The 23,750-nt window shown below is 39.2% G+C and carries 19 protein-coding genes and 1 riboswitch; of the genes, 1 reads left to right on the forward strand and 18 read right to left on the reverse strand.

Features of this window, described 5'->3' with window-relative positions; all coding sequences use genetic code 11:
- Positions 1–51: 51 nt before the first annotated feature.
- From uca to I9192_RS14305, 5 genes are all read right to left on the reverse strand, one after another.
- Entirely contained in the window at positions 52–3,657 is a 3,606-nt protein-coding gene (gene uca, locus I9192_RS14285; protein ID WP_005032498.1) for an urea carboxylase, read from the reverse strand.
- A 2-nt stretch (positions 3,658–3,659) separates the two neighbouring features.
- Entirely contained in the window at positions 3,660–4,328 is a 669-nt protein-coding gene (locus I9192_RS14290) for an urea amidolyase associated protein UAAP2 (RefSeq protein ID WP_004828962.1), read from the reverse strand.
- A 14-nt stretch (positions 4,329–4,342) separates the two neighbouring features.
- Positions 4,343–5,098 carry an urea amidolyase associated protein UAAP1 gene (locus tag I9192_RS14295; RefSeq protein WP_005032502.1) on the reverse strand — a complete coding sequence of 252 codons (756 nt, stop codon included), beginning with the start codon at positions 5,096–5,098 and terminating at the stop codon, positions 4,343–4,345.
- Positions 5,099–5,128: 30 nt separating this feature from the next.
- Positions 5,129–5,231: riboswitch (guanidine-I (ykkC/yxkD leader) on the reverse strand.
- A 442-nt stretch (positions 5,232–5,673) separates the two neighbouring features.
- Entirely contained in the window at positions 5,674–6,480 is an 807-nt protein-coding gene (locus tag I9192_RS14300) for a hypothetical protein (protein ID WP_005032505.1), read from the reverse strand.
- A 608-nt stretch (positions 6,481–7,088) separates the two neighbouring features.
- Positions 7,089–8,003, reverse strand: coding sequence for a LysR family transcriptional regulator (locus I9192_RS14305; RefSeq protein ID WP_004828965.1), 915 nt, complete (start codon positions 8,001–8,003; stop codon positions 7,089–7,091).
- A gap of 332 nt (positions 8,004–8,335) precedes the next feature.
- Between I9192_RS14305 and I9192_RS14310 the strand changes: the two genes are divergently transcribed.
- A complete protein-coding gene (locus I9192_RS14310) occupies positions 8,336–8,998 on the forward strand; it encodes an epoxyqueuosine reductase QueH (RefSeq protein WP_026040308.1) in 663 nt (220 codons plus the stop codon).
- Between the two features lie 6 nt (positions 8,999–9,004).
- On the opposite strand, the gene I9192_RS14315 is transcribed toward I9192_RS14310, so the two are convergent.
- The 13 genes from I9192_RS14315 to nirD form a co-directional block, all read right to left on the reverse strand.
- Complete coding sequence (locus I9192_RS14315; RefSeq protein WP_005032512.1) at positions 9,005–10,393, reverse strand: methylenetetrahydrofolate reductase C-terminal domain-containing protein; 1,389 nt, start codon at positions 10,391–10,393, stop codon at positions 9,005–9,007.
- Positions 10,394–10,568: 175 nt separating this feature from the next.
- Positions 10,569–11,564, reverse strand: coding sequence for a carboxymuconolactone decarboxylase family protein (locus I9192_RS14320; protein ID WP_005032515.1), 996 nt, complete (start codon positions 11,562–11,564; stop codon positions 10,569–10,571).
- A gap of 334 nt (positions 11,565–11,898) precedes the next feature.
- Positions 11,899–12,540: an ATP-binding cassette domain-containing protein gene (locus I9192_RS14325; RefSeq protein WP_004828971.1), complete on the reverse strand. Its 642-nt coding sequence runs from the start codon at positions 12,538–12,540 to the stop codon at positions 11,899–11,901.
- A complete protein-coding gene (modB, locus tag I9192_RS14330) occupies positions 12,527–13,225 on the reverse strand; it encodes a molybdate ABC transporter permease subunit (protein ID WP_005032517.1) in 699 nt (232 codons plus the stop codon). The genes I9192_RS14325 and modB overlap by 14 nt, the downstream gene beginning before the upstream one ends.
- 11 nt (positions 13,226–13,236) lie before the next feature.
- Positions 13,237–13,992: a molybdate ABC transporter substrate-binding protein gene (gene modA, locus I9192_RS14335; protein ID WP_005032519.1), complete on the reverse strand. Its 756-nt coding sequence runs from the start codon at positions 13,990–13,992 to the stop codon at positions 13,237–13,239.
- A gap of 11 nt (positions 13,993–14,003) precedes the next feature.
- Positions 14,004–15,254, reverse strand: coding sequence for a molybdopterin molybdotransferase MoeA (locus I9192_RS14340; RefSeq protein ID WP_005032520.1), 1,251 nt, complete (start codon positions 15,252–15,254; stop codon positions 14,004–14,006).
- Positions 15,251–16,174, reverse strand: coding sequence for a bifunctional molybdenum cofactor biosynthesis protein MoaC/MoaB (gene moaCB / locus I9192_RS14345; RefSeq protein WP_005032522.1), 924 nt, complete (start codon positions 16,172–16,174; stop codon positions 15,251–15,253). Before moaCB ends, I9192_RS14340 begins: the two co-directional genes overlap by 4 nt.
- Before the next feature lie 58 nt (positions 16,175–16,232).
- A complete protein-coding gene (locus I9192_RS14350) occupies positions 16,233–16,841 on the reverse strand; it encodes a molybdenum cofactor biosynthesis protein MoaE (RefSeq protein ID WP_005032524.1) in 609 nt (202 codons plus the stop codon).
- Between the two features lies 1 nt (position 16,842).
- The gene (locus I9192_RS14355; protein WP_005032525.1) at positions 16,843–17,151 is read right to left on the reverse strand and encodes a MoaD/ThiS family protein; all 309 of its coding nucleotides are present in this window, start codon (positions 17,149–17,151) and stop codon (positions 16,843–16,845) included.
- A 1-nt stretch (position 17,152) separates the two neighbouring features.
- Complete coding sequence (moaA, locus tag I9192_RS14360) at positions 17,153–18,298, reverse strand: GTP 3',8-cyclase MoaA (RefSeq protein WP_005032527.1); 1,146 nt, start codon at positions 18,296–18,298, stop codon at positions 17,153–17,155.
- A gap of 188 nt (positions 18,299–18,486) precedes the next feature.
- The gene (mobA, locus tag I9192_RS14365) at positions 18,487–19,125 is read right to left on the reverse strand and encodes a molybdenum cofactor guanylyltransferase (RefSeq protein ID WP_200149870.1); all 639 of its coding nucleotides are present in this window, start codon (positions 19,123–19,125) and stop codon (positions 18,487–18,489) included.
- Positions 19,122–21,914: a nitrate reductase gene (locus I9192_RS14370; RefSeq protein ID WP_005032531.1), complete on the reverse strand. Its 2,793-nt coding sequence runs from the start codon at positions 21,912–21,914 to the stop codon at positions 19,122–19,124. Before I9192_RS14370 ends, mobA begins: the two co-directional genes overlap by 4 nt.
- 198 nt (positions 21,915–22,112) lie before the next feature.
- Positions 22,113–23,738: a nitrite reductase small subunit NirD gene (nirD, locus tag I9192_RS14375; protein ID WP_005032533.1), complete on the reverse strand. Its 1,626-nt coding sequence runs from the start codon at positions 23,736–23,738 to the stop codon at positions 22,113–22,115.
- Positions 23,739–23,750 lie beyond the last annotated feature (12 nt).

Below are 23,750 nucleotides of genomic sequence, written 5' to 3' on the forward strand. Positions count from 1 at the left end.
CATCTTAATGATGCCCTCTGTTTTGGTGTTGTTCTCTCTTTAGAGGTTTTTTCAAACCACCGGTGCTAAGGTAAACAACACCTGCCCTGTTTTAACTGTCTGCCCTTTTTCAATGGTAATAGTTTCAACTTTCATTCGCTCAGGCGCGATGATTGGAATTTCAATTTTCATGGCTTCGATCACTGCAAGGGTTGCGCCTTCTTCCACAATGTCACCTGAAGCACATTCTATTTTCCAAATTGAACCGGGCATATGTGATTCAACTGCACACCCACCTTGCGGGATAATGACGGCTTCTGCATCGTCTACAGCATCCAGACTTTCAGAAACATATTCTTGTAAACCAGCCGCATGCCATCGACGACGTTCAGCTTCAAAATTGGTTTGTTGCGTGTGTTTGAATGCCTGAATGCTGTCTTGATTTTCGGCTAAGAAGTCATTGTATTGTTTAAGGTTGAGCACGCCCTCTTCAATTCGAAGTTGCAAACGACCTGCTTTAAAATCTTCACGCATTTTTAGCAGTTCTGACTCGGAAACTTCATAAAATTTTACCTGATCAAAAAAGCGCAATAACCATGGTTTGCCTGCTTCAAAATTTGCGTTTTGACGATAACGACTCCACATTTGTGTAGTTCGTCCAACGAACTGATATCCTCCCGGACCTTCCATTCCATAAACACACATATAGGCACCGCCGATACCCACCGCATTTTCAGGTGTCCAAGTCCGAGCAGGGTTATATTTTGTCGTGACCAAACGCTGGCGTGGATCAAGTGGAGTGGCTACGGGCGCACCTAGATATACATCTCCTAAGCCCATCACCAAATAATGTGCACTATATACCACATCTTTCACTGCCTGCTTAGAAGCTAGACCATTGATACGACGGATAAACTCGATATTATCAGGACACCAAGGTGCATCTGGACGCACAATTTGGGTATAGCGTTCAGTCGCTAACTTCGTTTGTGAATCTTCCCAAGCCAAAGGTAAATAAACTGTTCTTGAAGGAACTTGCATCTGATCAATATCAACGAGTTCAGCTTCAGCACTTTGTAATTTCTTTAACAATTCCAATTGATCAACTTGAATTGAATCAAAATGGATCTGTAAAGAACGAATACCCGGTGTGAGATCAATAATCCCTTGAATATTTTGAGCTTTTACCCATTGCATCAAGGCATGAATACGGAATCGTAAATTCAAATCTAAAACCAGTTCACCATATTCAACCAATAAATAACTGTTTCCTGCGGGTCTATAGCAGACACTTGGCAACTTGCCTTGCCCCTCTATGTTCGTGAGTACAGCATTGCTTAAAGTTTCATGCTCAGGCTGAATCAGAGGATTGAAATCAACAGTAGTCGTGTCTGTAGCGATTAAACTTTGATGATATTTTTGGTCGAGACTTTTTGCCTGCGCATAACCTACAGGTATAAATTTGACTTTATCTCCTGCCTTCAACTGACCAATTTTCCAAAGTTCAGAATGAATTACTACTGCGGGACATACAAATCCACCTAAACTTGGACCATCAGGTCCCAAGATAATTGGCATATCCCCAGTGAAGTCTATTGCACCAATTGCATAAGCGTTGTCATGGATATTGGAAGGATGTAAGCCAGCCTCACCACCATCTTCACGTGCCCAATCTGGCTTTGGTCCAATCAAACGAACCCCTGTACGGCTGGAGTTATAATGAATTTCAAAGGTATTGGTAAAAAACTGATCGATGTCTTTTGTAGTAAAGAAATCAGGAGCTCCATGCGGACCATACATCACAGCGATTTCCCAAGTTCGGCTAAAGCTTGGAATTTGATCTTTGGCTAAACGCTTACTGTCTTCAGAACAATACTCAGTGATTGGAAGCATATCTCCAATCAATAAATTACGACCTGCATGTCCACCAAATTGACCTAAGGTAAAGGTTGCTTTTGAACCTAAGTATTCTGGAACGTCAAATCCGCCTTTAATCCCAATATAACTACGGCAACCTGTGCTGATCGTGCCACACTTTAAGACTTGAGATTTTTTAACATTGATTGTTTGCCACATCGGTAGAGCGATACCATCAAGTGTGACCGCCATCTCTCCACCCGTGATGACAATTTGACTATCACAATGGAACTTTAAAGTTGGACCTTGTAAGGTACATTCTAGTCCTGCCGTGTTGTATGGATTTGCTAAAAGTTGATTGGCAACATTTAAGCTTAAAGGGTCAATTGCACCTGACGGTGGTACACCAACATCCCAGTAGCCTAAACGACCAGTGATGTCTTGAATCGAAGTTTGAATACCTGATTGTAAAACTTCGATTTTTTGAGTTTTCCATACAAAAGTATTTAAAAAACGCGTGGTTTGCATTCCTGATTGGAACACTTCGCCTGCAATAATATTCTGTAAATACTCCAAATTCGTTTCAATACCCGAGATTTGAGTTACTGCAAGACTGGCTTGCATTGCGTGTATTGCTGAGTTTCGATCTGCTGCTGTGACAATAATTTTGGCCAGCATCGGATCATAAAATGAAGAAACATGAGAACCCGTTTCGACCCATGTTTCGACACGCGCCTGCGAATCAAATTGCACATGCGTCAATAATCCTGCACTAGGCTGAAATTGCTTAATCGGGTCTTCAGCATATAAACGTACTTGGATCGAATGCCCTTTCGGGACTAATTTTTCTTGTGGAGCAGACCAGTCACCACTGGCTAAAGTCACCATCCATTCGACCAGATCAACACCATAAACTTGTTCAGTCACTCCATGTTCGACTTGTAAACGCGTATTCACTTCCAAGAAATAGAATTGCTCTGTTTCCGTGTCCATGACAAATTCAACAGTCCCTGCCGAACGATAATTCACTGATTGCATCAGTTGAATTGCAATTTTTTGAATATATTCGCGCTGTTCAGCATTTAAATGGGGTGCTGGCGTTTCCTCGATAACTTTCTGATTACGGCGTTGAACAGAACAATCACGCTCTCCCAATGCCAATACCTGTCCTGTACCATCACCAAAAATTTGTACTTCAATATGCCGAGCATGTTGCACAAACTTTTCTAAATACACACCTGCATCTTTAAAGTTTGCTTGAGCGAGATAAGAGACAGTTTGATAGGCATCTCTGAGTTCAGCTTCATTCCAAACCAAACGCATCCCAATACCGCCACCACCAGCGGTGCTTTTCAGCATGACTGGATAACCGATCCGTGTAGCTTCAGTAATGGCTTCGTTTTCATTAGCCAGCAAAGCACTTCCCGGCAATAATGGGACTTGGCTTTGAATTGCAAGTTCACGTGCAGTATGTTTTAAGCCAAAATCCAGCATTTGACTGGATGTTGGACCAATAAAAGCAATCCCCTGATTTTCACAAAGATCACAAAACTCCGCATTTTCAGATAAAAATCCATATCCCGGATGAATTGCCTCAGCGCCTGTCTGCTTTGCAATCTCCAGAATTTTCTCAATATTCAAATAACTCTGTTGTGCTGGTGCTGCACCAATACAAAATGCTTCATCTGCCAAAGTCACATGTAAAGAATCTTGATCGGCTTCTGAGTAAACAGCAACGGAAGCGATGCCTAATTTTTTCAGTGTGCGTATGACACGGCAGGCAATTGCACCACGGTTGGCAATGAGAACTTTTTTAAACATAATTAAGCCTCCGTACCAGTATGGACAATCAATTGAATTTTGGTTGGGTTATACCCATTACATGGATTGTTTAATTGGGGGCAATTCGAAATCAATATAATCAAATCCATTTCTGCTTTGATTTCAACATATTTTCCTGCTGCCGAAATACCATCAGCAAAGGTCAAATGACCTTCAGAGCTCACAGGGACATTCATAAAGAAATTGATATTTGGACCAATATGTCGAACATTCAATTGGTGTTTTTGTGCAATCGGATGTTTCGCCAATGCATACATAAAGTTATTACGGCAACTGTGCATTGGATAAGTCTCATGTGCATAACGTACTGTATTACTTTCACATGAACATGCACCGCCCAAGGTATCATGTCGACCGCAGTTATCATCATGAATCACGCCAATCGCACGACCATGATTGCTATATAAAGTGGTACCTTTTTCTAAATATATATGTTGATTTATGGTCAAAGTGTCCGTCGCACTATAACGTTCAGCTGGGTTTTCTGCAGATATGAACAAAGTATCGACTGCTTGATTGCCTTCCAAATCAACAATGCGAAAATACTGTCCTTTTTTAATTTCGCCCATCCATGCCTCACCTGCAAGGCATACGTCATCAACAAGTACTTGGTCGAACACACGATGCTCGATTGAACTGAATATGGTCATGATCGTTGCCCTCTTTATGCGTTGATGTTATGTAATGAATGGCGTGCAAAATAACGATCATTGTTGTTAAATGCGCGTTGATTTTGTGGACAAGAATCCCGACAGATATCTTGTTCTGACAAAGGCAAGGCAGGAAAAAGACTTAAAGCAATATCCGCTGGAGCATAATCCGTAGAATGATCTAAAGCATGTGGTGCAGCGGATAAAAACACCCAACTATCCATTTCAAATCGGAGTTGAATGATTTGATCCTGATTATCCGAAGTAACATAACTCAATGCACCTGTTTGATCTGGACTGACTTTTGAAAATAAGTTAATCGTGGCACTTAAATCAATTTGCCCCAAAGAATACTTACTCATTTCAATCAGCAAACCATCTAAACCATTTTGATACATCTGATTTCGGGCATCTTGAAATCTTTTCGTTCCAAAAGTGCGCTGAATTTGTTCAGATCGACTTGCACCACATAAAACATCATTCCAGCCATGATCATCACGAACAATTGATGCCATGACTCGTCCCAAATCAGAATATAAAACATGACCTTGTGTTAAATATGCAGTATGTTGCCCTTTTAGGCTGTCAGGCATATTGAAGCGTTCAAGTCTGTCATTCGCATTGACACAAAACAAAGACACATTGGCATTTTTAGCTAAGGCTTTAAGTTGCAGTACAGTTCCTTTTGGAATGCGACCTGACCAGTGATGCCCACCTGGTAATTTTTCAGACCAAATCTCATTCTGATCATGATAATTTGTCGTATTCATAGCCACTCCTGTTCGGATAGTTGATTGACTTCCTCCCGGGCTTTTATCCCTCCGTGTAGTTCTTGCGAACCGCGAACTCTCGGTCCAGACATATTTGCATGGCACAAATATCGGAACCCTAGATCACTTTTTATAGGGCTAAGGAATGCAAAGGCTATGCCAATTCAGTATTACGATTTTTAGATTTTGTCATACTTATTTTGAGCAATATGGGTGCATTTTAGGCTTATTTTAAAAATGAAGCGCCATTTATGGTCAAAAATCGTTTTATTTAGATGGAGAGATGCGATTGGTAAAGCCATAAAAAAGCATTCGCTCATGACTTTACTGAATCAAAAAAGTGAAAGACAAGATTTAGCGACTTAGCCTATCTAGTTTTATTTCTCTGCTTCTGCCTGGGCGATTGTCAGCCTTAGGGCGAGTATCAAAACGTGTGGGAAACAATGCCATTCTTTCGTTCATTGACATTGAAAACATCAATGAACTGAATTCATTAAATTTAAATGAAAGCCACCACTACTTTTATATTTAGAAGTTTTTTCATCAAAAATTTAACTTACTATTCAACTAAAATTTTATTTTTCAGGACTTTTTATTATAGAATTTGCTATTTCTATCAATTCATTTTCGCTTAAATTATAAGCATTTATCTGGTAATAATTTCTATCACTAACAAAAGTTAATTTCTGCAGCATTTCTGATGGTAATTTTTCATAAATAGCAGGAGTATCATTAGCAAGTGAACTATTTAGAGCCTCTTTAACCAACTGTTGAGTTGATTTTTCTGGTTTTAAATGAATTTGCTCTATCTCAACCTTACTTTTATTATTTTCATAAAGTTTATATATCCCACTCCATCCCTCACCCTGGTTATAGGATCCAAAATTTTGAGCGCCTGTCAATTGCAGACCGTATTGTTCTAAAATCTTATTCGGCGTGCTTTTAAACCCATCAAGGTCTTTTACCATTTCATCTAAAGTTTTGTCTCTTAAGTTTTCTCTAACTTTTTCTAAATCACTAAACTCATTAGTTTTCACGCCACCACTGAGACTTCCCTTTTCATTTAAATTTTTTAATGCTTGTTTGATAGATGCTCTGGTAATCTCATCCAATTCATTTAAAGATGTATAAATAACTCCGTTGACTAGACCTTCTTTCATGATTTTGTCGAACATGTCTTCGGTCATATTCAAAGCTATTTTTTTGTTAAGCTCAGGATTTAGGTTTTTACCACTAGCCCAATCATCATTTTTCCCAGAAACTTGTGATACATCTTGATTTTTTTCATTTTGACTCACTGTTCCTTTTGTTGAAAGGTACATATATCCTATGAGAAAAATCAAAAATCCCAATATAACAACGAGTAATTTAACTATACGCATAACGCCATGACCATCCTTGTGATAAATTACAATTTGTTGCTGAGGTATTACTGCTGTATATACTCTTAATCACCCTTTAAGGCTTTGAAAAATATTCATAAATTTTATTTACATTACTTCTAAAGCTTGTCTTTAAAATTGAATCTGTTGTTCTTCGATAATTTGCAATAATTGCTCTTCTACTTCGATCATCATCTCTTAGCCTATTGATTATAAATCCATTCTGCCATTCTCCAGTGACTTTATAAGGTCGTTGAACCTTATACGAGATCGTTTACATACAATAGTCGACAAAGTCCCCCTTATTTTTTAGATGATCTAATCTTGCTTGTTTCACTGTGATGAAGATATTTATTTCGCAATACTTGCTTTTCCCACATAAACCTAAGCACGGCAATGAACATATTGAATATAATTGCTGATAAAATCAGTCCAATATGCAAAATTTCCAATTTCATTTTCGACATATTGGATTTATGCTTGGGTGGCTCACAGTATTCTATAATTGCTTTAAGTGGCTTAATTTAGACAATAGCAAAGGTTGCTACTGTCTTAACAGTCACTCGATTTGCTTTAAGCCGTTTTAAATGTCCGAAAAATTATCTTGTCTAATAATAGCTTGCTCTTTTCTTAGAAAATTTATCCAGTTGTTTAAGGAAACCATCAAAATAATCTTTTTCTTTTTCTTCAATACGATAGCCTGCATATAAAGTCCGGCGTAAACCTTCAGGTGCGACGCAGTCGAGACGTCGAGACACCACCCAGCCTTTTTGCTCATATTCATTTACCACCCAATCTGGCAAAGCAGCAATACCATGACCACTGGCAACCAACTGGATCAACATTTGGGTCAGATCTGTAGTACGAATATGTTTGGGCTGAATATTGGCAGGAATAAATAGTCTAGACATAATATCAAGACGATGCTTATCTACAGGATAGGTTACTAAAGTTTCTTCTGCTAATTCCTGAACCGTAATTTCCTTCATACGCACCAGAGGATGGGTCTGAGATAAAACCAAACGTGATTCATATTCAAAAATTGGGAAATATTCGATGCCTTTCAATGCGATTGGATCAGCAGTAATTAACAGGTCAAACTCACCTGTTTGCAATAATTCATGTGGATTTGCTTCAAAGCCAGAAGCAAAGTCTAAGTCTACATCGGGATATTGTTGACGATATTGATTTAACAACGGCATTAACCAGTCAAAACAACTGTGACATTCAGAAGAAAAAACAATTCGTCCAGTTTGCCCGTGCACGATACGGGTAATATCAGATTGAGTAATTTGTACTTGAGGCAAAATATCATCTGCCAATTTCAACAACCTCTGTCCTACATTGGAAAAACTGACAGGTCGTGAACGACGGTTAACTACTTCTACACCAAACCATTGATCCAGCTCTCGGAGTTGATGCGACAATGCTGATGGGGTCAAACACAGATCTCCTGCGGCTGCCACTAATGAGCCATGCTCACGAAGAGCAGTCAGTGTTTTTAGATGTCGAAGTTCTAACATTCAGTCTTTACCAGATGAGTTTGTGACGCAAATCATTGCCTATAGAATAACTGATTCACTAAAGTTATGTTTAATTATTTTCACCTAATGCTCATTATAATTATTTTTTTTCACCTTAAAACAAAAAACAAATAATCTCTACGATATTCTATTTAGCTTTTAAAGTGCATCAACTTTAAAATAAAGCACTGATATAACGGTTAAAATGCTCAATAAAAAGGATTAAATATAAAATCATTCAGCTTAACATGAAAACATTTCACCTAATCGCAATCCCATATCGCATAAAAACTTTTACAATACTCAATCCATCACTTTTTATATTGTTCAACATGACGCTGGAACGAAAAAAACTCGAATTACCTCAAGGTCACAATAAATTGTTGCTTCATTCGTGTTGTGCGCCGTGTTCAGGTGAGGTGATGGAAACCTTAATTGAATCAGAAATTGATTTTTCGATCTTTTTTTATAATCCCAATATTCATCCAGTAAAAGAATATCTGATACGAAAAGAAGAAAATATTCGTTTTGCCGAGAAGCACAATATTGAATTTATCGACTGCGATTACGATACCGACAATTGGTTTGCCCGTGCCAAAGGCATGGAAAACGAACCTGAAAAAGGTATTCGCTGTACCATGTGTTTTGATATGCGTTTCGAACGAACAGCCCTATATGCCTATGAACATGGTTTTCGCTTAATCAGTAGTTCCTTGGGTATATCTCGTTGGAAAGACATGCAACAGATCAATGGCTGTGGAATCCGAGCAGCAGCACATTATCCTGAAATTGAATATTGGGATTATAACTGGCGCAAAAATGGTGGTGCGCATCGTATGATTGAAATCAGTAACCGCGAAGAATTTTACCAGCAGGAATACTGTGGCTGTGTGTATTCATTACGTGATACCAATCGCTGGCGTATGAAAAATGGCCGTGATCGAATTAAATTAGGTGAAAAGTTTTATAGTAATGCTATGGATGAAGAGCACTAAATTTAGCTACTCTGCCTTATACCAATTTTTCCAAGAGCTGGTTCCTCGTACCTCAATCGGAACGGTTGGAATCAGTTGTTCTTTTAACAGTTGAATTTGATCTACATCATGCGCTAAACGCGATTTGACCGAATGAATGCATTCCCTATCGCCAAACTCACAGCGATCTAAATCGGTACCACCACAAGGGCCATTGGCTAACCCTTTGGGGCAAGTTTCTGGGCAAATATATAAAGTTTCAGCCAAACGACATTGACCACAACTTTCACAGCCCAGCAAATAATGCTTACTTAAATATTCAGTCTGTAAGAGTACTTTGGCGGCAGTTTTTCTATTCCAGAAGCTGGCATTAAAAATAAAAGTACCCACCCCTTTCATAAAGCTAGACTGAAACATAGCACGATGAATCAGGTCTAAAAACTGATATTTCACCTTGTTGTTCAATGCTGACTTTATCCGTTTAGCCGCCACTTTTGGTCGAAGTTGTTCACCCTCTGCCAACTGCCACAATTGATTCCAGAGTATCTCGCATTGAGACAAATTCAGGTCGCGATATTGTTCAATATACTGTTCTAACAGCATTTGCTCATCAGCTTTATGACATGCTGAAAGGTGTACACCGGCATAACCCAAATGTTGGCAAATCAAAATTTGTAAAGCACAGCGCTTATACACATTTTCTGGGCATTGATTGACTTGATCCTGTGCTAAAACCTCTAGCATATGCGGGGTAATCACGATACCGGCAACTTTATGCTTCACCATAAATTGTGCTCGCGCTAAAGTCAGTGGCATGACACAAGCGAGCGTTTTTTGGATATATTTTTCTTGGGCTAAAAAAGTTTGCAGTTGTTTTAAAGCAGACAAATCAAAACCCAATTGAGTAATGATGTAATCTGCACCTGCATTTAATTTCTTATGTAGTTTTAAATACTGTGCTTGTTGTTCAGCTGGCGTATATTTAAAGGGATTAAAAGCCACACCAATATGGAAACCGCCATATTGATGAGCAGCCATAACCGCATTGACCGATTCTAAATAGCGGGTTCTGGCATGTTGCCCCTGTCCATCATGGTGTTTTTTAAGCTTATCACCTGTCAGTAACAAGATATCTCGTAATCCGACTGAATCTGCTTGCTTTAAAAATAATTTAAAATCATCAATGTCTCGCCCCTTACCTGCATAATGTAAAACCTTCTCGATATGATCTGGATATGCTTGTGCAGCGATCAAAGGGGCAATATCCTCATCAGTACGCACACGATCAGACAAAGTCATACAGGCTGGAAAACCTGCCAAACTTTCCCTGACAGGCAGTACCTGTTTTTTTGTAGGGAGATACTCTACTAAGCAACAAAATTGATTTTGCGCAAAATACTGGGAAAGCTTAGACATAAAATACAAATGTAAAAAGACAAACAACAAAAAATTAAGTCAGAATTATAGAATGTTTTGCATCAAATTACTGTGCTTAGACACAATTTTATCTGGCATGCAGCCTTTCGAATGACCTGTTTATAAATTGAAAGGGACCATACTAAAAATTTCGGATCAGACTCTTTATAAAGTTTTAGTTTTTTATACGTTCTGCTAAGACTTGTTTAAGTACATTAGTTCCGTTGATTGCAGAGGGAAAACCTGAATAAACTGACATCAAAAGCATAATTTCCTTGATTTCCGTTTCACTTAATCCAATATTCAACCCTGCATGGATATGGAATTTGAGTTGGGGTTGTGCTGTTCCTAATGCAGTTAATGCCGCAATCGTCGCAATTTGTCGGTATTGCTTGCTTAAATTATCTCTTGCGTAAATATCGGCATATCCATACTCAAGGATAAACTTGAGCAATTCGGGAGAGAATTCAGCATATGCTGTTTTTAGCCGATCTACTTGCTGACTGTCCAACTGTGATAATTCATCTTCACCTAATTTTAATCGATCAACATGATTAATTTTACTCGCTGTTTTACCTATTTCATCATGGATGCCCTGCTTTTTTCTTTCTACTAAAACATCTTTGAGTATATTCATTGCATTGATGCTACTTGGAAAACCTGAATATCCAGACAATTGTAAAATGACTTCCTTAAGTTCATTGATGCTAGTTCCTGTATTTAATGCCCCGTTGATGTGAACTTTTAATTGTGGTTGCGCATTACCCATTGCCGTCAACGCAGCAACAACCGCGATTTCTTTAGACTTTAGGTCAAGCCCAGTTCTTGAATAAACATCACCAAATGCGTATTCAATAATGTATGTGCCTAGATCAGGCGAGACATCTTTTAGACTTTGAATGACTTTTTCACCTGCTTCGCCATCAATTTCTTTGAGTTTTTCCCAACCTCTTTCATATCGACTTAATTGCATTTCGCTTTTAACAGGGCGGCTAAAATCAGGCAGTGTACTCTTCTGCATAATCTTTTCTCCTTTGATTTGATGATTGAATGGGTGCATCGATAGACGACCATCGGTGTTTATATTGATTTCATTTATCGCTTGCACAGATGGAGCCAATGCTATTCCGATAAAATAAACGGTCAAAATGACTGCATGTTTAAAGCACATCTTTTTCTCTTTGCTGTGTTTATAAAGCTGTGTTTATTAATTTGCTATGTAAATCAATAAGAATATTTTTCTGACCAATAAAGTCAGATGGATATAAAGTTAAATAGTCATGCTGAATTCTCAATGCTAATTTTTTATATGGCGACTTTTATAAGCTTGCATCAAGATGTCTTATCAATGGATTAAATTAACACAGAAATATAAATATTATTAAAATATAAGTGTAGAGATTCTTATTATTGTAACATTTTATACCACTCCTCAGGTCTCAAAGTGGAACAAATCAATAGCCTATTAAACACAGCAGCACTTTTTTGGCAAAGCTAAATTGTTTTTAAATTTTCAAGATTTTTCCCTGATCCATATAAAGCACTTGCGCATTTAAATAAGCCAACTCATCGGCGTGATGTGTCACATAAATCATCGGTAATTGAGTCTGGGTTTTTACCCGATCAAGGAAAGGTAAAATTTGCTGTTTTAAGCGTTGATCCAAACCTGTTAAAGGTTCATCTAGCAATAATAAATCTGGAGAAGACAACAGCGCTCGTCCAATTGAAACACGCTGCGCCTCTCCACCAGAAAGTTGATGTGCATGGCGCTTAAGTAAGTTCCTTAGTTCCAATAAATCCACAATCTGCTCAAAAGCAAATTTTTTGTCGAGATCAGTGCGTAAATGTTCGGCATATTTTAAATTCTGTTGAACATTCATATGTGGAAATAACCATGCCTTTTGAAAAACCAAAGCAATACGACGCTGATGCATCGGGACACGAATTTTTTTCTGATCATCAAATAATACTTGTTTGTTCAGTAATATTGAGCCTTGGCTCGGTTGTAATAACCCAGTGATATTTTTAAGTAAGGTTGATTTACCACATCCTGAAGGTCCCATGATCCCGAGTAATTGTTGTTGCATGTGCAACTGTACCTGTAGATTCAAGTCAGCATATTGAAACTGAAAATCACATTGCAGCATCTTTGCCTCCTAGTTTTCGCTGATACTTCTGCAAAATATAATAATTTGCAATCAATGCTGAGAAAGCGATTAACAATGACAGCACCACCAAACGCATGGCAGCCTGCTCGCCGTCAGGTTGTTGAATCAAGGAATAAATGGCGATTGGGATAGTGCGGGTTTCATCTGGAATATTCCCGACAAAAGTAATGGTTGCACCAAATTCCCCCAAACTACGGCTAAAACATAAAATACTCCCGATTAAAATACCGGGCAACGCCAAAACCAAACTAATACTTCTAAACACCTTGAATGGACTGGCACCTAGAGAGCCTGCCACCTGTTCTAATTGCTGATTGATCATTTGAAAAGACAATCGAATCGGCTGTACCATAAGTGGGAAAGCCACCACCATCGATGCTAAAACTGCACCTTTCCAATTAAAAGCCATTTGAATACCGAGTTGATTCAAATATTGACCAATCCAACCCTGTGCACCAAATAAGATTAAAAGTAAATAACCTAAAACAACTGGCGGTAAGACCATTGGCATCTGTAGTAATGCTTCAACAACAAACTTCAACTTAAAGTCATAACGCGCCAGTATCCAAGCCAGCATCACAGCAAAAGGCAGGCAGAATAAAGTTGCACAAGTCGCAACTTTTGCAGATAAATACAGCGCACTCCACTCTTCAGGGCTTAACATAGACGATGGCCTTAAAGGGTAAATCCATATTGAAGCAGTATTTTTTTAGCTTGCGGATTTTCCTTTAAGTATTGATTAAATTTGACTGCAGATGGATTATTTTGCCCCTGTTTAGTCAAAGCAATCGGATAGACGATGGGTTGATGGCTAATGCGTGGAAAAACACCTGAAATTTTGACTTTTTTACTGATCAACGCATCTGTTTTATAGACGATTCCCACCTGACACTCGCCACGTTCAACAAATGCTAAGGCTGAGCGAACATCGTCAGTGCCAACAATTCGACCATTCAAACTATCGAGCCAATTCAATTTAATTAAGCTTTGTTTGGCATATTTACCTGCGGGTACAGATTCCATTTGTCCTGTACACAAGCGACCCTGAAAGGATTGCGCAAAATTGAACTGTGGTACAGCTTTAAACTGTTGCTTACTTTGAACTGGGCTGATTAAAACCAGCTGATTAAACAGAAAAGGCTTCACTTGGTTGTGTTGAATTTTTTGTTTTTGTACCAAGTAATTCATCCAATCCTGATCGGCAGAAAAGAAAATGTCGCTGGGTGCACCTGCTTCAATCTGTTTTGCCAGTGCTGATGATGCACCAAACACAGGCACAATTTTAATCTCTGGATTTTGCTTTTCATATACTTTGGCAATATCTGTAATAGCATTGGTCAAACTTGCTGCCGAATAAATCTTAACGGTTTCAGCATGTGATAGCGTCGAAAACAGCGTGAAAGCAAGCACAAAATTGATCGGTCTACGCATTTTTTATTCCCTCAATTTTGAATGAATAACACAGGTAAAATCTGTCCTTTCTGTATGTCTTGCTCTGCGGGAACCCGTACAATACAGTTGGCATGGATGAGATTACTGAGCATATGAGATTGTTGTTTTGCTAAACTTTTTAAACTTAAGTGACCTTGTTCAAAGACAGCACTCATTCTTAAAAATCGTTCACGTGCATCAGATTTAAGTGCGTGACTGATGATGCCATTTTGCCACTGTGGGGGAGATTGATGCCCTTGCAAAGCGCCAAGTAAAGTTGAGACGTAGACTTGCATACCGATATAGACCGCAGCTGGATTTCCCGGTAATGCCAATAAATAACAATGACGTTGATCTTTGCGCTGATATTTCGCAAACAACATCGGTTTGCCAGGTTTTTGTTTGACTTTCCAAAAAATTTGCTCAAAACCTAACTTAAGTGCAACAGGTCGAACAAAATCATAGTCCCCAACAGAGATACCACCAGTACTAATAATCAAATCATATTGATTTTTGAGTTCGTCAAATAAATTGAGGACTTGTTGTTGTTGATCATCAACATGGATCACATCTATGCTTTGATTGTGTGTTTGGAACCATGCTTGAATCAAAGGTCCATTTGCATCAAAAATTTTACCTGAGTTTAAGCACTCGACAGTCTCAGCAACTTCATCCCCTGTAATTACTACAGCAATTTTAGGGTATTTAAAAACCTTTAATTGCTTTATTCCTGCCATACTCAACGCAGCAATCACTCCCGTATTTAGCTTCTGACCAGCAGGCGCAAGTCGCTGACCTTGCGTCACCTCTTCACCCTTCTCACGAATATTTGCATATTGTTTTAATTTTTCATCAATTCTAATCACTTGCGTGCTAAGCACTTCCACAATTTCCTGACGGGCAACTGTAGTAGTTCCTATCGGTATTTGACTTCCTGTGAATATTCGTAAGGCCTGTCCTTGTAACAGTTTCACATCGACTGTTTGCCCTGCACGCACCTCACCCACAACATCAAACTGTGTGCCCGCTTCTACCGGTTCTTGACTAGATAATGCATATCCATCAACAGCACTTTGCGAAAACAAAGGTAAGTCAATCTTTGAAAAAATATCATCTGCAAGATATCGATTAAGCGCTTGGCTCAGTGGTAAAACTTCTGTATCTAAACAATGGCTATGTGTCAAAATAAGCGCTAAAGCATGATCAATAGAAATTAAGCCCTTCTCTACACCACAACCCTGAATAACAACCTGTTGATTCATTGATAGCCTCCTGCATGTGGGATGTTTTTTTGCACATCAAAGAGATGAACCAAAGCAGGTAAAATCGCAATCAATGATTCTTGCGCACCTTGTCTACTTCCCGGCAAGGTGATGACCAAGCTTTTTTCAATATAACCAGCAACCCCACGGCTCAAGGCAGCATAAGGTGTACGGCGCTGACCAAAGCTGCGTGAAGCTTCCATCAAACCGGGAATTTCACGCTCAAGTAAGGGTTGAATGGTTTCAACAGTAAGATCTTTTGGTCCTAATCCAGTTCCACCCACTGTTAAAATCAGTGGATATTGATTTTTTTGTTGTTCAATTAAAGCCAATAATTGTTCAGGTGAATCAGGAATCACTTGATAGTCAATTCCCACAAAATTGGCTTGTTCGAGGATCTCCAATACATTTTGCCCAGCAGTATCTGGTTTTTTGCCTGAAGCAACAGTATCAGATAAAACAATAATTGAAGCAATCAAAGGTTCTTTCAATACACGCGTAAAGTGCGATTTCCCACCTTTTTTCTTCTGTAATTTGCATTGATCTAGACATAAGTCCTCGGGTTCACAATGCGGTTTCAACATATCGTACAAGGTTAAACCTGCCAAACTCACTGCTGTTAATGCTTCCATCTCTACGCCAGTTGGACCTATTGTTTCAACTGTAGCCATGATCACCACATGGGTTTCATTTAACTCGTATTCCACATCTGCACGATAGATTGGCAAAGGATGGCACAGTGGAATTAACTCATCGGTACGTTTGGCTGCCAAAATTCCTGCAATTCGGGCAGTTTTTAATGCATCACCTTTTTCAGTATTGCCATTTCTTAACAGTTCGATGCAATGCGAAGGTGCATGTAATATCCCTGTTGCAACCGCTGTACGATAGCTTTCTGCTTTCATGCCCACATTTTTCATTACATCTTCCTTCTATTGCGATATTTTCCAAGGCAAATCGTGTTGTGCTGAATATGTTTTACATATGCCATTGATAAATAGTCTGTTCACAAGTCTTGTTCAGTACAACGTTTTGCTCACGATCTGACTGCAATGATTTATGTGCTGAATGTTGGTGTTCACAATGCTGTTGCATGTGAGATTCATTATGTGAAACTTGACTTGATCCTACATAGTCCTTACGGATACAACAGCCTGCAACATATTGGCTACTTCCATCTTGATAAAACTCTTCTTTCCACACAGGAACTTCATGTTTTACTCGCTCTACAGCTTCTTCACACGCAGCAAAAGCTTCACGACGATGTGCTGCATAAGCCACTGCAATAATGGCTTTTTCACCAATATCCAAAGTCCCAATCCGATGGATCACTCGAACATAAGGCACAGCAAACTGCTGTTGGATTTCTTGTTCAATTTGACGAATCATTTTTTCAGAAACAGGCGCATAGGAAGTATATTTTAATGACTTAACCGCTTTACCTTCATGATGATTCCGCACAGTTCCAATAAAAAAACCAATTCCACCACATTCAGGAAAGTTTTGAATCGGGTCAAAACTTTCTAAGCGCAGTGCTGAATGCTGAATACGGTTAAATTGTTTGAGACTATGTTTAAAAGTATGCATATCAACCTCCAGCCACTGGAGACAGTAAAACCACGGTACTGTCTGATTCTAATAAAGTTTGACGTGGAATAATGTCTTCACCAATCGCGCAGGCACAACGATCAAGCAATGATTCTGCCTTGGGATAACGGCATATTAGGTCATCTAAAATGTCTGAGATTGTCATTCCAGATTTAGTTTGCAGACTTAAATCTGAAGGTAATAAACGTTCTATCGCACCAAAACATTCAATTTTAATCTCAATCGTTGGCGATAATTGCTTTGAATCATGGTCTATTGCTGTTTTAGAAAGAACGGAAGAATTCAACATATTAGCCTCCAATCATATACATACTAATTTTTCGGGATGGGGAGTGATCTAACTTTGCTTCTTGAGCGATATCATGAAAACCTCTTTTTTTCTGCCAAATATAATCAGTCAGAGTCTGCTGAAGTTGTAAATTAGACTGTAAATTGAAAGTCTTAGGAAAAAAAGTAAAGCGTTGAGGCAATCTAGCGTGTACTGCAAAAGATATGGTTTGCACCGAAGGTGTTTGAGCGAAATATGTTGGATGCATCCGAGCTGATGATTGTTGTAATGCTCTAATCTGTGCCTTGAGAGCAATACCTTGAGGGGCAAATAAACAATGGAAGAAATCGCCTTGAGCTGTCAGACGCACACGATCACAAGTACCACAAAATGAATGAGTGATGGTTGAAATAATCCCAATCGGATAACCATTAATTAAATATTGTCGAGCAGGCTCAGAGGATTGCCCCTGTCGTAAGCTGACTTCAAAATCTTGCTTTAATTGCGCTAAGATATACTGTTCACTCACAACATCTGATTGTGTCCAATGTCCTACACCATCTAAAGGCATAAATTCTATAAAACGCACGACGCAATTATTTTGAATCGACCAATGTGCCAAAGGTAAAATTTGATCTTCATTTTTACCTTTGATGAGTACCGCATTGATCTTTATTTTTAATCCGACCTGTTGTGCAACACGAATTCCTTCAAGTACAGGCAATAATTCTTTTTTGGTCAAATCTTTAAATTGGTTAGGTTGCAAACTGTCTAGACTGATATTTAAATCATCAAGTCCTGCTTGTTTTAACTGCACTGCGTGTTGTTTAAGATAATAAGCATTGGTGGTCATCGAAACTCTTTTTAGACCCAGCTTTTTCAATTTTTGTAATTCATCGATGAAATGTACTACACCTTGACGCATCAACGGTTCTCCACCTGTGATACGAATATGCTCGATTCCACGCTGCACCATAAATTCGCAAAAAACATACAGCTCTTCAAAACTGAGTAAATCATGTTTTTTGATCCACTTAGGATGTTCAGGCATGCAATAAACACACTTAAAATTACAGCGATCAGTTACTGAAATTCGAAGCTTACGCTTAATGCGACCATGTTGGTCGATAAAGGCAGTATTCTGTTTATGTGGTGTCATTGCATTCATACACACATCCCTTGAAGCACTGTTTAGGTTCAAAATGTTCTTGAACTTGAAATTTGCGCTATTTTCTTAAGCTTAAAATTGCAAAAAGTGTTCCAACTTTGATCATTTCGAAGCGAACTTAAAATAAAACCACTGTTGTTGTTTTTTACTAAAAACTAACCTTATGATTTCAAACAATAATCTATTTTTTAATACAATAGTTTTAACTGGCGATATTGCTGTAGCTCATCTAAAGAATTTATACTGTGAAAAAATAGTGCATGATTTTCAAAAGCTGCCTTTTGAGCGTGCAAATCACTAAAATATTGTTTTAAACTACGCTGTCCCTGTTCAAGATGAGTGCGTATCATGGCGAATGCACTACGCTTTAACAGACAGAATGGGTATAACGCTTTGCCATTGAACTCAACATAAGCCACCTCTGCCAACGGGACTCGTGCTAAAGCCCGATGTAATTTCTCAACCACCTGTACTGGAACAAATGTCACATCGCAGGGCACAAACAACACATAGTCAGATTTCACATAAGACCACGCACTTTTCATTCCCATGAGAGGACCTAAAAAGCCTCTTTCATCATCTTGATAGCAATAAATATTGGGAATAAGTTTTTGATAAATCGAATAATCACGATGACTGTTGACCCAGACTTGTGCAACTTGATGTTTCAGTTGTTGATGGATTTTTAGCAACTGAATTTGATCATCAAACTTTTGCAAAAGCTTATTTATTCCATTCATACGTCTTGCTTGACCACCGGCAAGGATCACCAAATCAGTTTGAGGGTATGTCGACAGCTTTGTTGTTATTGCGCTACTTTTTTTCATTCTATCGCCTCCGCTTGACAGGCTTTAATCAGTCCACGTATCTCAGGTAGACAGGAACCACAGTTACCACCTGCTTTTAAGCATGCAGTTACTTGTTTTTCATGTTGGATGTTTTTTTCTTTAATGGTGGCAATAATTCGATTTTTACCCACTTTAAAACAACTACAAACCAGTGAACCATCACTATTTGCTATCGACATGGCTTGTCCTGCCAAAAGTGCTTTTCGGTGCATTGCGCTGAGTCGTTCACGCTTAAATAAACTGGCAATCCAGTCCCGATCAGGTAATAAAGCTTTTGGTGCGATATATAAACTCGCAATCAGGCGACCATCTTTTAACACTACACTATGACTGATATGTGCGGTTTGATCTTCTAAATTCAGCCATTCAAAGCTTTCATCTTGAAAAGGTAAAAGCTGCTTTAAATGCTGGGTAATTTGCTCAAAACGACGCCGATCTGCCAATTCATAACGTATCGCCTGAGTGGTTTTAATTTTGGTCCACCAAACTGTACTTTCGATACTGTTTTGAACCAGATGTTCATAACCCACTCGTACATAAAACACGCCTTGCCATTGTGTATAGAATGGTTGAATCATCACTGGAGTATGCTTGAATTCAGGCTCTCCTGAGATCGCATCAACAACTGGATTGACCACTTTTCCAATCCGTGCATCTGATGCAAACTGATCATTCCAGTGGATTGGTGCAAAAATTTGTCCACGGCGAATTTTGTCACTCAGTATTGCTCTTAAAACACACAAGCCCCATGCGGATTTGATCTCAACCAGTTCAGCGTCCTTCACCCCATACTTCAATGCATCATTAGGATGGATTTCACAAAAAGGTTCTGCCTTATGGCTAGACAAATTTGCAGAAAGACCTGTGCGAGTCATGGTATGCCACTGATCACGAATCCGCCCTGTATTGAGAATTAAAGGATATTCATGTGTTGTTGAATGCACTGGATCAATCGCTGTTGTGGCAATAAATTTGGCATGTGCATTGGTATGGCTGAATTGCCCAGAAGAAAATAATTGAGCAACATCCTGCTGATGTTCTGAATCCAAAATAGGCCACTGTACTGGTGCAAGCGTTTGATATTGCTGAAATGAAAGTCCAGTTAAACCTGCCAAATTAAAATATCGAAATGTGCCGGTCTCTGAACGAGATGACAGTCTTTGGTTTTGATATGCAGATAACTGTGCATGTTCTTTAAAAATTTCATGGCTATTTTCAAAATCAAATCCTGAGAAACCCAATTTTTTTGCCACTTGCGACACAGACCACCAATCTGCTTTTGCTTGTTCAGGTGCTGCTAAAAAAGCCCGTTGCCTTGAAATACGCCGTTCTGAATTGGTCACTGTTCCATCTTTTTCTCCCCACCCCAAAGCAGGTAAAAGCACATCTGCAAATGCTGTAGTGTCTGTGTCTTTACATATATCGGATACCACCACAAACTCACATTGAGTTAAAGCACGTTTAACCTGATCTGCATTGGGTAAACTCACCACAGGATTAGTTGCCATAATCCAAATGGCTTTAATTTTCCCTTGTTCAACTGCCTCAAATAAATCTACTGCTTTTAAACCCACCTGTTGAGCAATCGTTGGACTATTCCAAAATGTTTGTACCAATTGTTGATGAAGAGGATTCTCCAAATCCAAATGTGCTGCCAACATATTGGCAAGTCCCCCCACCTCACGTCCACCCATGGCATTTGGTTGCCCCGTCATCGAAAATGGCGCTGCACCTAACTTTCCAATTTTTCCAGTCAACAGATGACAATTGATGATGCTATTGGCTTTGTCCACACCTCGAGAGGATTGATTAACGCCCATTGAAAAAAGCGTCATCACTTTTTCTGTGTGTGCAAATTTTTCAAAAAATAACTGTAATTTTTCCTGTGAAATTGCTGTTTTTCTCGCAACATTTTCTAAGCTTGATTCCGTTTCAGCGCTTTGTAATGCTTCGTTCAACCCTTGTGTATGGGCATTTACAAATTCGGTATCGGTATAGTTATGTTGATATAAATATTGGAGTAACCCATTAAACAGTGCGACATCTTGTCCAATTTGAATTGGTAGATGTAAGTTAGCTGCTTCGCATGTTGCGGTAAACCGTGGATCAATGACCACCACAAATAAATCATCTTGTTGCTGTTGTCTACGCTCTTTGGCTTGCATGATTCGTTGATACAACACAGGATGACACCATGCCGTATTTGACCCAACCAACACCACCATGTTTGTATGTTCAAAATCCTCATAACTGGCAGGTACTAAGTCTTCACCAAAAGCACGTTTATGTGCCGCAACGGCCGAAGACATGCATAACCTTGAGTTGGTGTCGATGTTGGCTGTTCCCAAATAACCTTTAACAAATTTATTGACCACATAATAGTCTTCAGTCAATAACTGCCCAGAGACATAAAATGCAATACTTTCGGGCCCATATTGCTGGATATAGTGTTGAAATTTATCTGCAATCAAATCAGTTGCAGTATCCCAGTCACTTTCTTGACGTCCTGTTTTACCTCCAAGCATGGGGTGTAAAACACGTGTTTCCAAACCAACAGTATCAGCAAGGTTACTTCCTTTGATACAAAGTTTTCCATAATTGGATGGATGATCGATATCTCCTGCAACAGACAGCTTTTGCCCAAATGCAGTCTCTTCAACTGTCGCACTCACACCGCAACCTACACCGCAATAAGGACATGTGGTGTGGGTGATTTTGATGTTAGTTTCTGTAGAGCTATGCAGTTCCACGACAGGGATACTATTCATTTCTGCGGTGCTCCTTATCTTGTGCATGGAGTTAACAATTTTTAGAGGTTTTCATTCCCACGCTATAACTAGACTGGATCAATAACATTCGTTCATAACGAAGTATTCAAAATCAGAGAAGTTAAATGCTGTAATTGCCTTAGACAACACTTGAGCTGCGCCATATACAGCGTGGGTGGGATAAAATCATGAATAAAATTAGCCTGCTTTTTTCAATGCAAAATCTCGACCAAATAGCAACTTATTGCGAATTACAGAAATCGGAGTTTGATCAGCAATCAACTCTGCATACCATGCACCGTCTTCTGTATCTCCAAATAACACCGCACCCACAACATGGTCTTTTTGAATAATAATGCGTTTATAGATTTGTCGTTTTTCATCATTCAACACAATATCTTCAAAGCCCTCATTCTCTTGGCTATTTTCGATATCAATACGTCCAGCGGAGAAAACATCACAACCACTGACTTTAAGTTGAGTTGGAACAGTGGGTGCTTTAAAAGTCAAACTGCCATGCTCTGCCAAATGTGATGCGCAGATAAAAGCTTGCCCCCATAGTGGCTCAACCAAACCAAAGGTTTGCTGGCGATGTTCAATACACTCACCCACAGCATAGATACTCGGGTCATAGGTTTGCATGGTGTCATTGACTAACACACCACGATTACAACGTAATCCTGCACTTTGTGCTAAAGCCATATTTGGACGAACACCAACGGCAAAAATAACCAAATCGGCAGCCAATATCGTGCCATCCTTTAAGCGTACTTGACTGACATGACCGTCTTCACCCAACAGTTCTTCTGTATTGGCATGCGTGATAATTGAAATACCTTTTTGCTCGATTGCCGTTTGCAACATTTGACTGGCTTTGGCATCCAATTGACGGTCCATAATACGATCCATCAAGTGTAAAACTGTGACATTCATGCCACGTTGTTTTAATCCATAAGCAGCTTCCAAGCCCAATAAGCCACCACCAATCACCACCGCATTGCGTTTGGACTGACAATATTCAAGCATTTTGTTGACATCATAAATGTCACGAAAACTCAATACTCCTTTGAGATCAGAACCTCGAACAGGTGGGATAAATGGTTTAGAACCTGTGGCCAAAATCAAACGATCATAATCCACCATTAAACCTTTTTGGGTGTAGATCTGCTTACGAGGGCGATCTATACGCACGGCTGGATCACCTGCGATGAAACGAATATTTTTATCGGCATACCATGCATGTGGGTGTAACATGATGTCTTCTATCGTTTTATCTCCCGATAAAACAGGTGACAGCATAATTCGGTTATAGTTCCCCCATGGTTCTTCACCAATCACCGTGACCTCGTAGCGCTCAGGTGCCATATCCAACAGATCTTCTAAGCAACGCATCCCTGCTAAACCGTTGCCAATCAAAACCAGCTTCATTTTTTCCTGAGTCATGCCATTGTTAGTGATATAGGTTTTTTGTGGCGTTGGGCTAATCCAGACTCGACCATCTTCAATCTTGCTTGGGAAGACCAACAACTTTTGGTCTTTGTCTTCTAAACAACGTCCTGTGGCGAGACTAAAATGTTGCTTGTAGATGGGTGAAGCTACGACACGCTCACCTTGAAGATCTCCAATAATTCCACGTGACATTACAAATGCTTGGCTAAATGGGTCTTGATTACTGAGCGCATATACTCGCTTTTCATTCCCTACACGAAAAATTGCCACTTGTTGCTCATTCAACAAAGCACCGACACCAGTATTCGGTGTGATATCGTCCAAAGCACAAATATCCAACCAATCTAATTCATTCATTTCTTTTAAAATTGTCATGAGACTCTCCCT

This window comes from Acinetobacter bereziniae (assembly GCF_016576965.1).
Taxonomy (GTDB): Bacteria; Pseudomonadota; Gammaproteobacteria; order Pseudomonadales; family Moraxellaceae; genus Acinetobacter; species Acinetobacter bereziniae.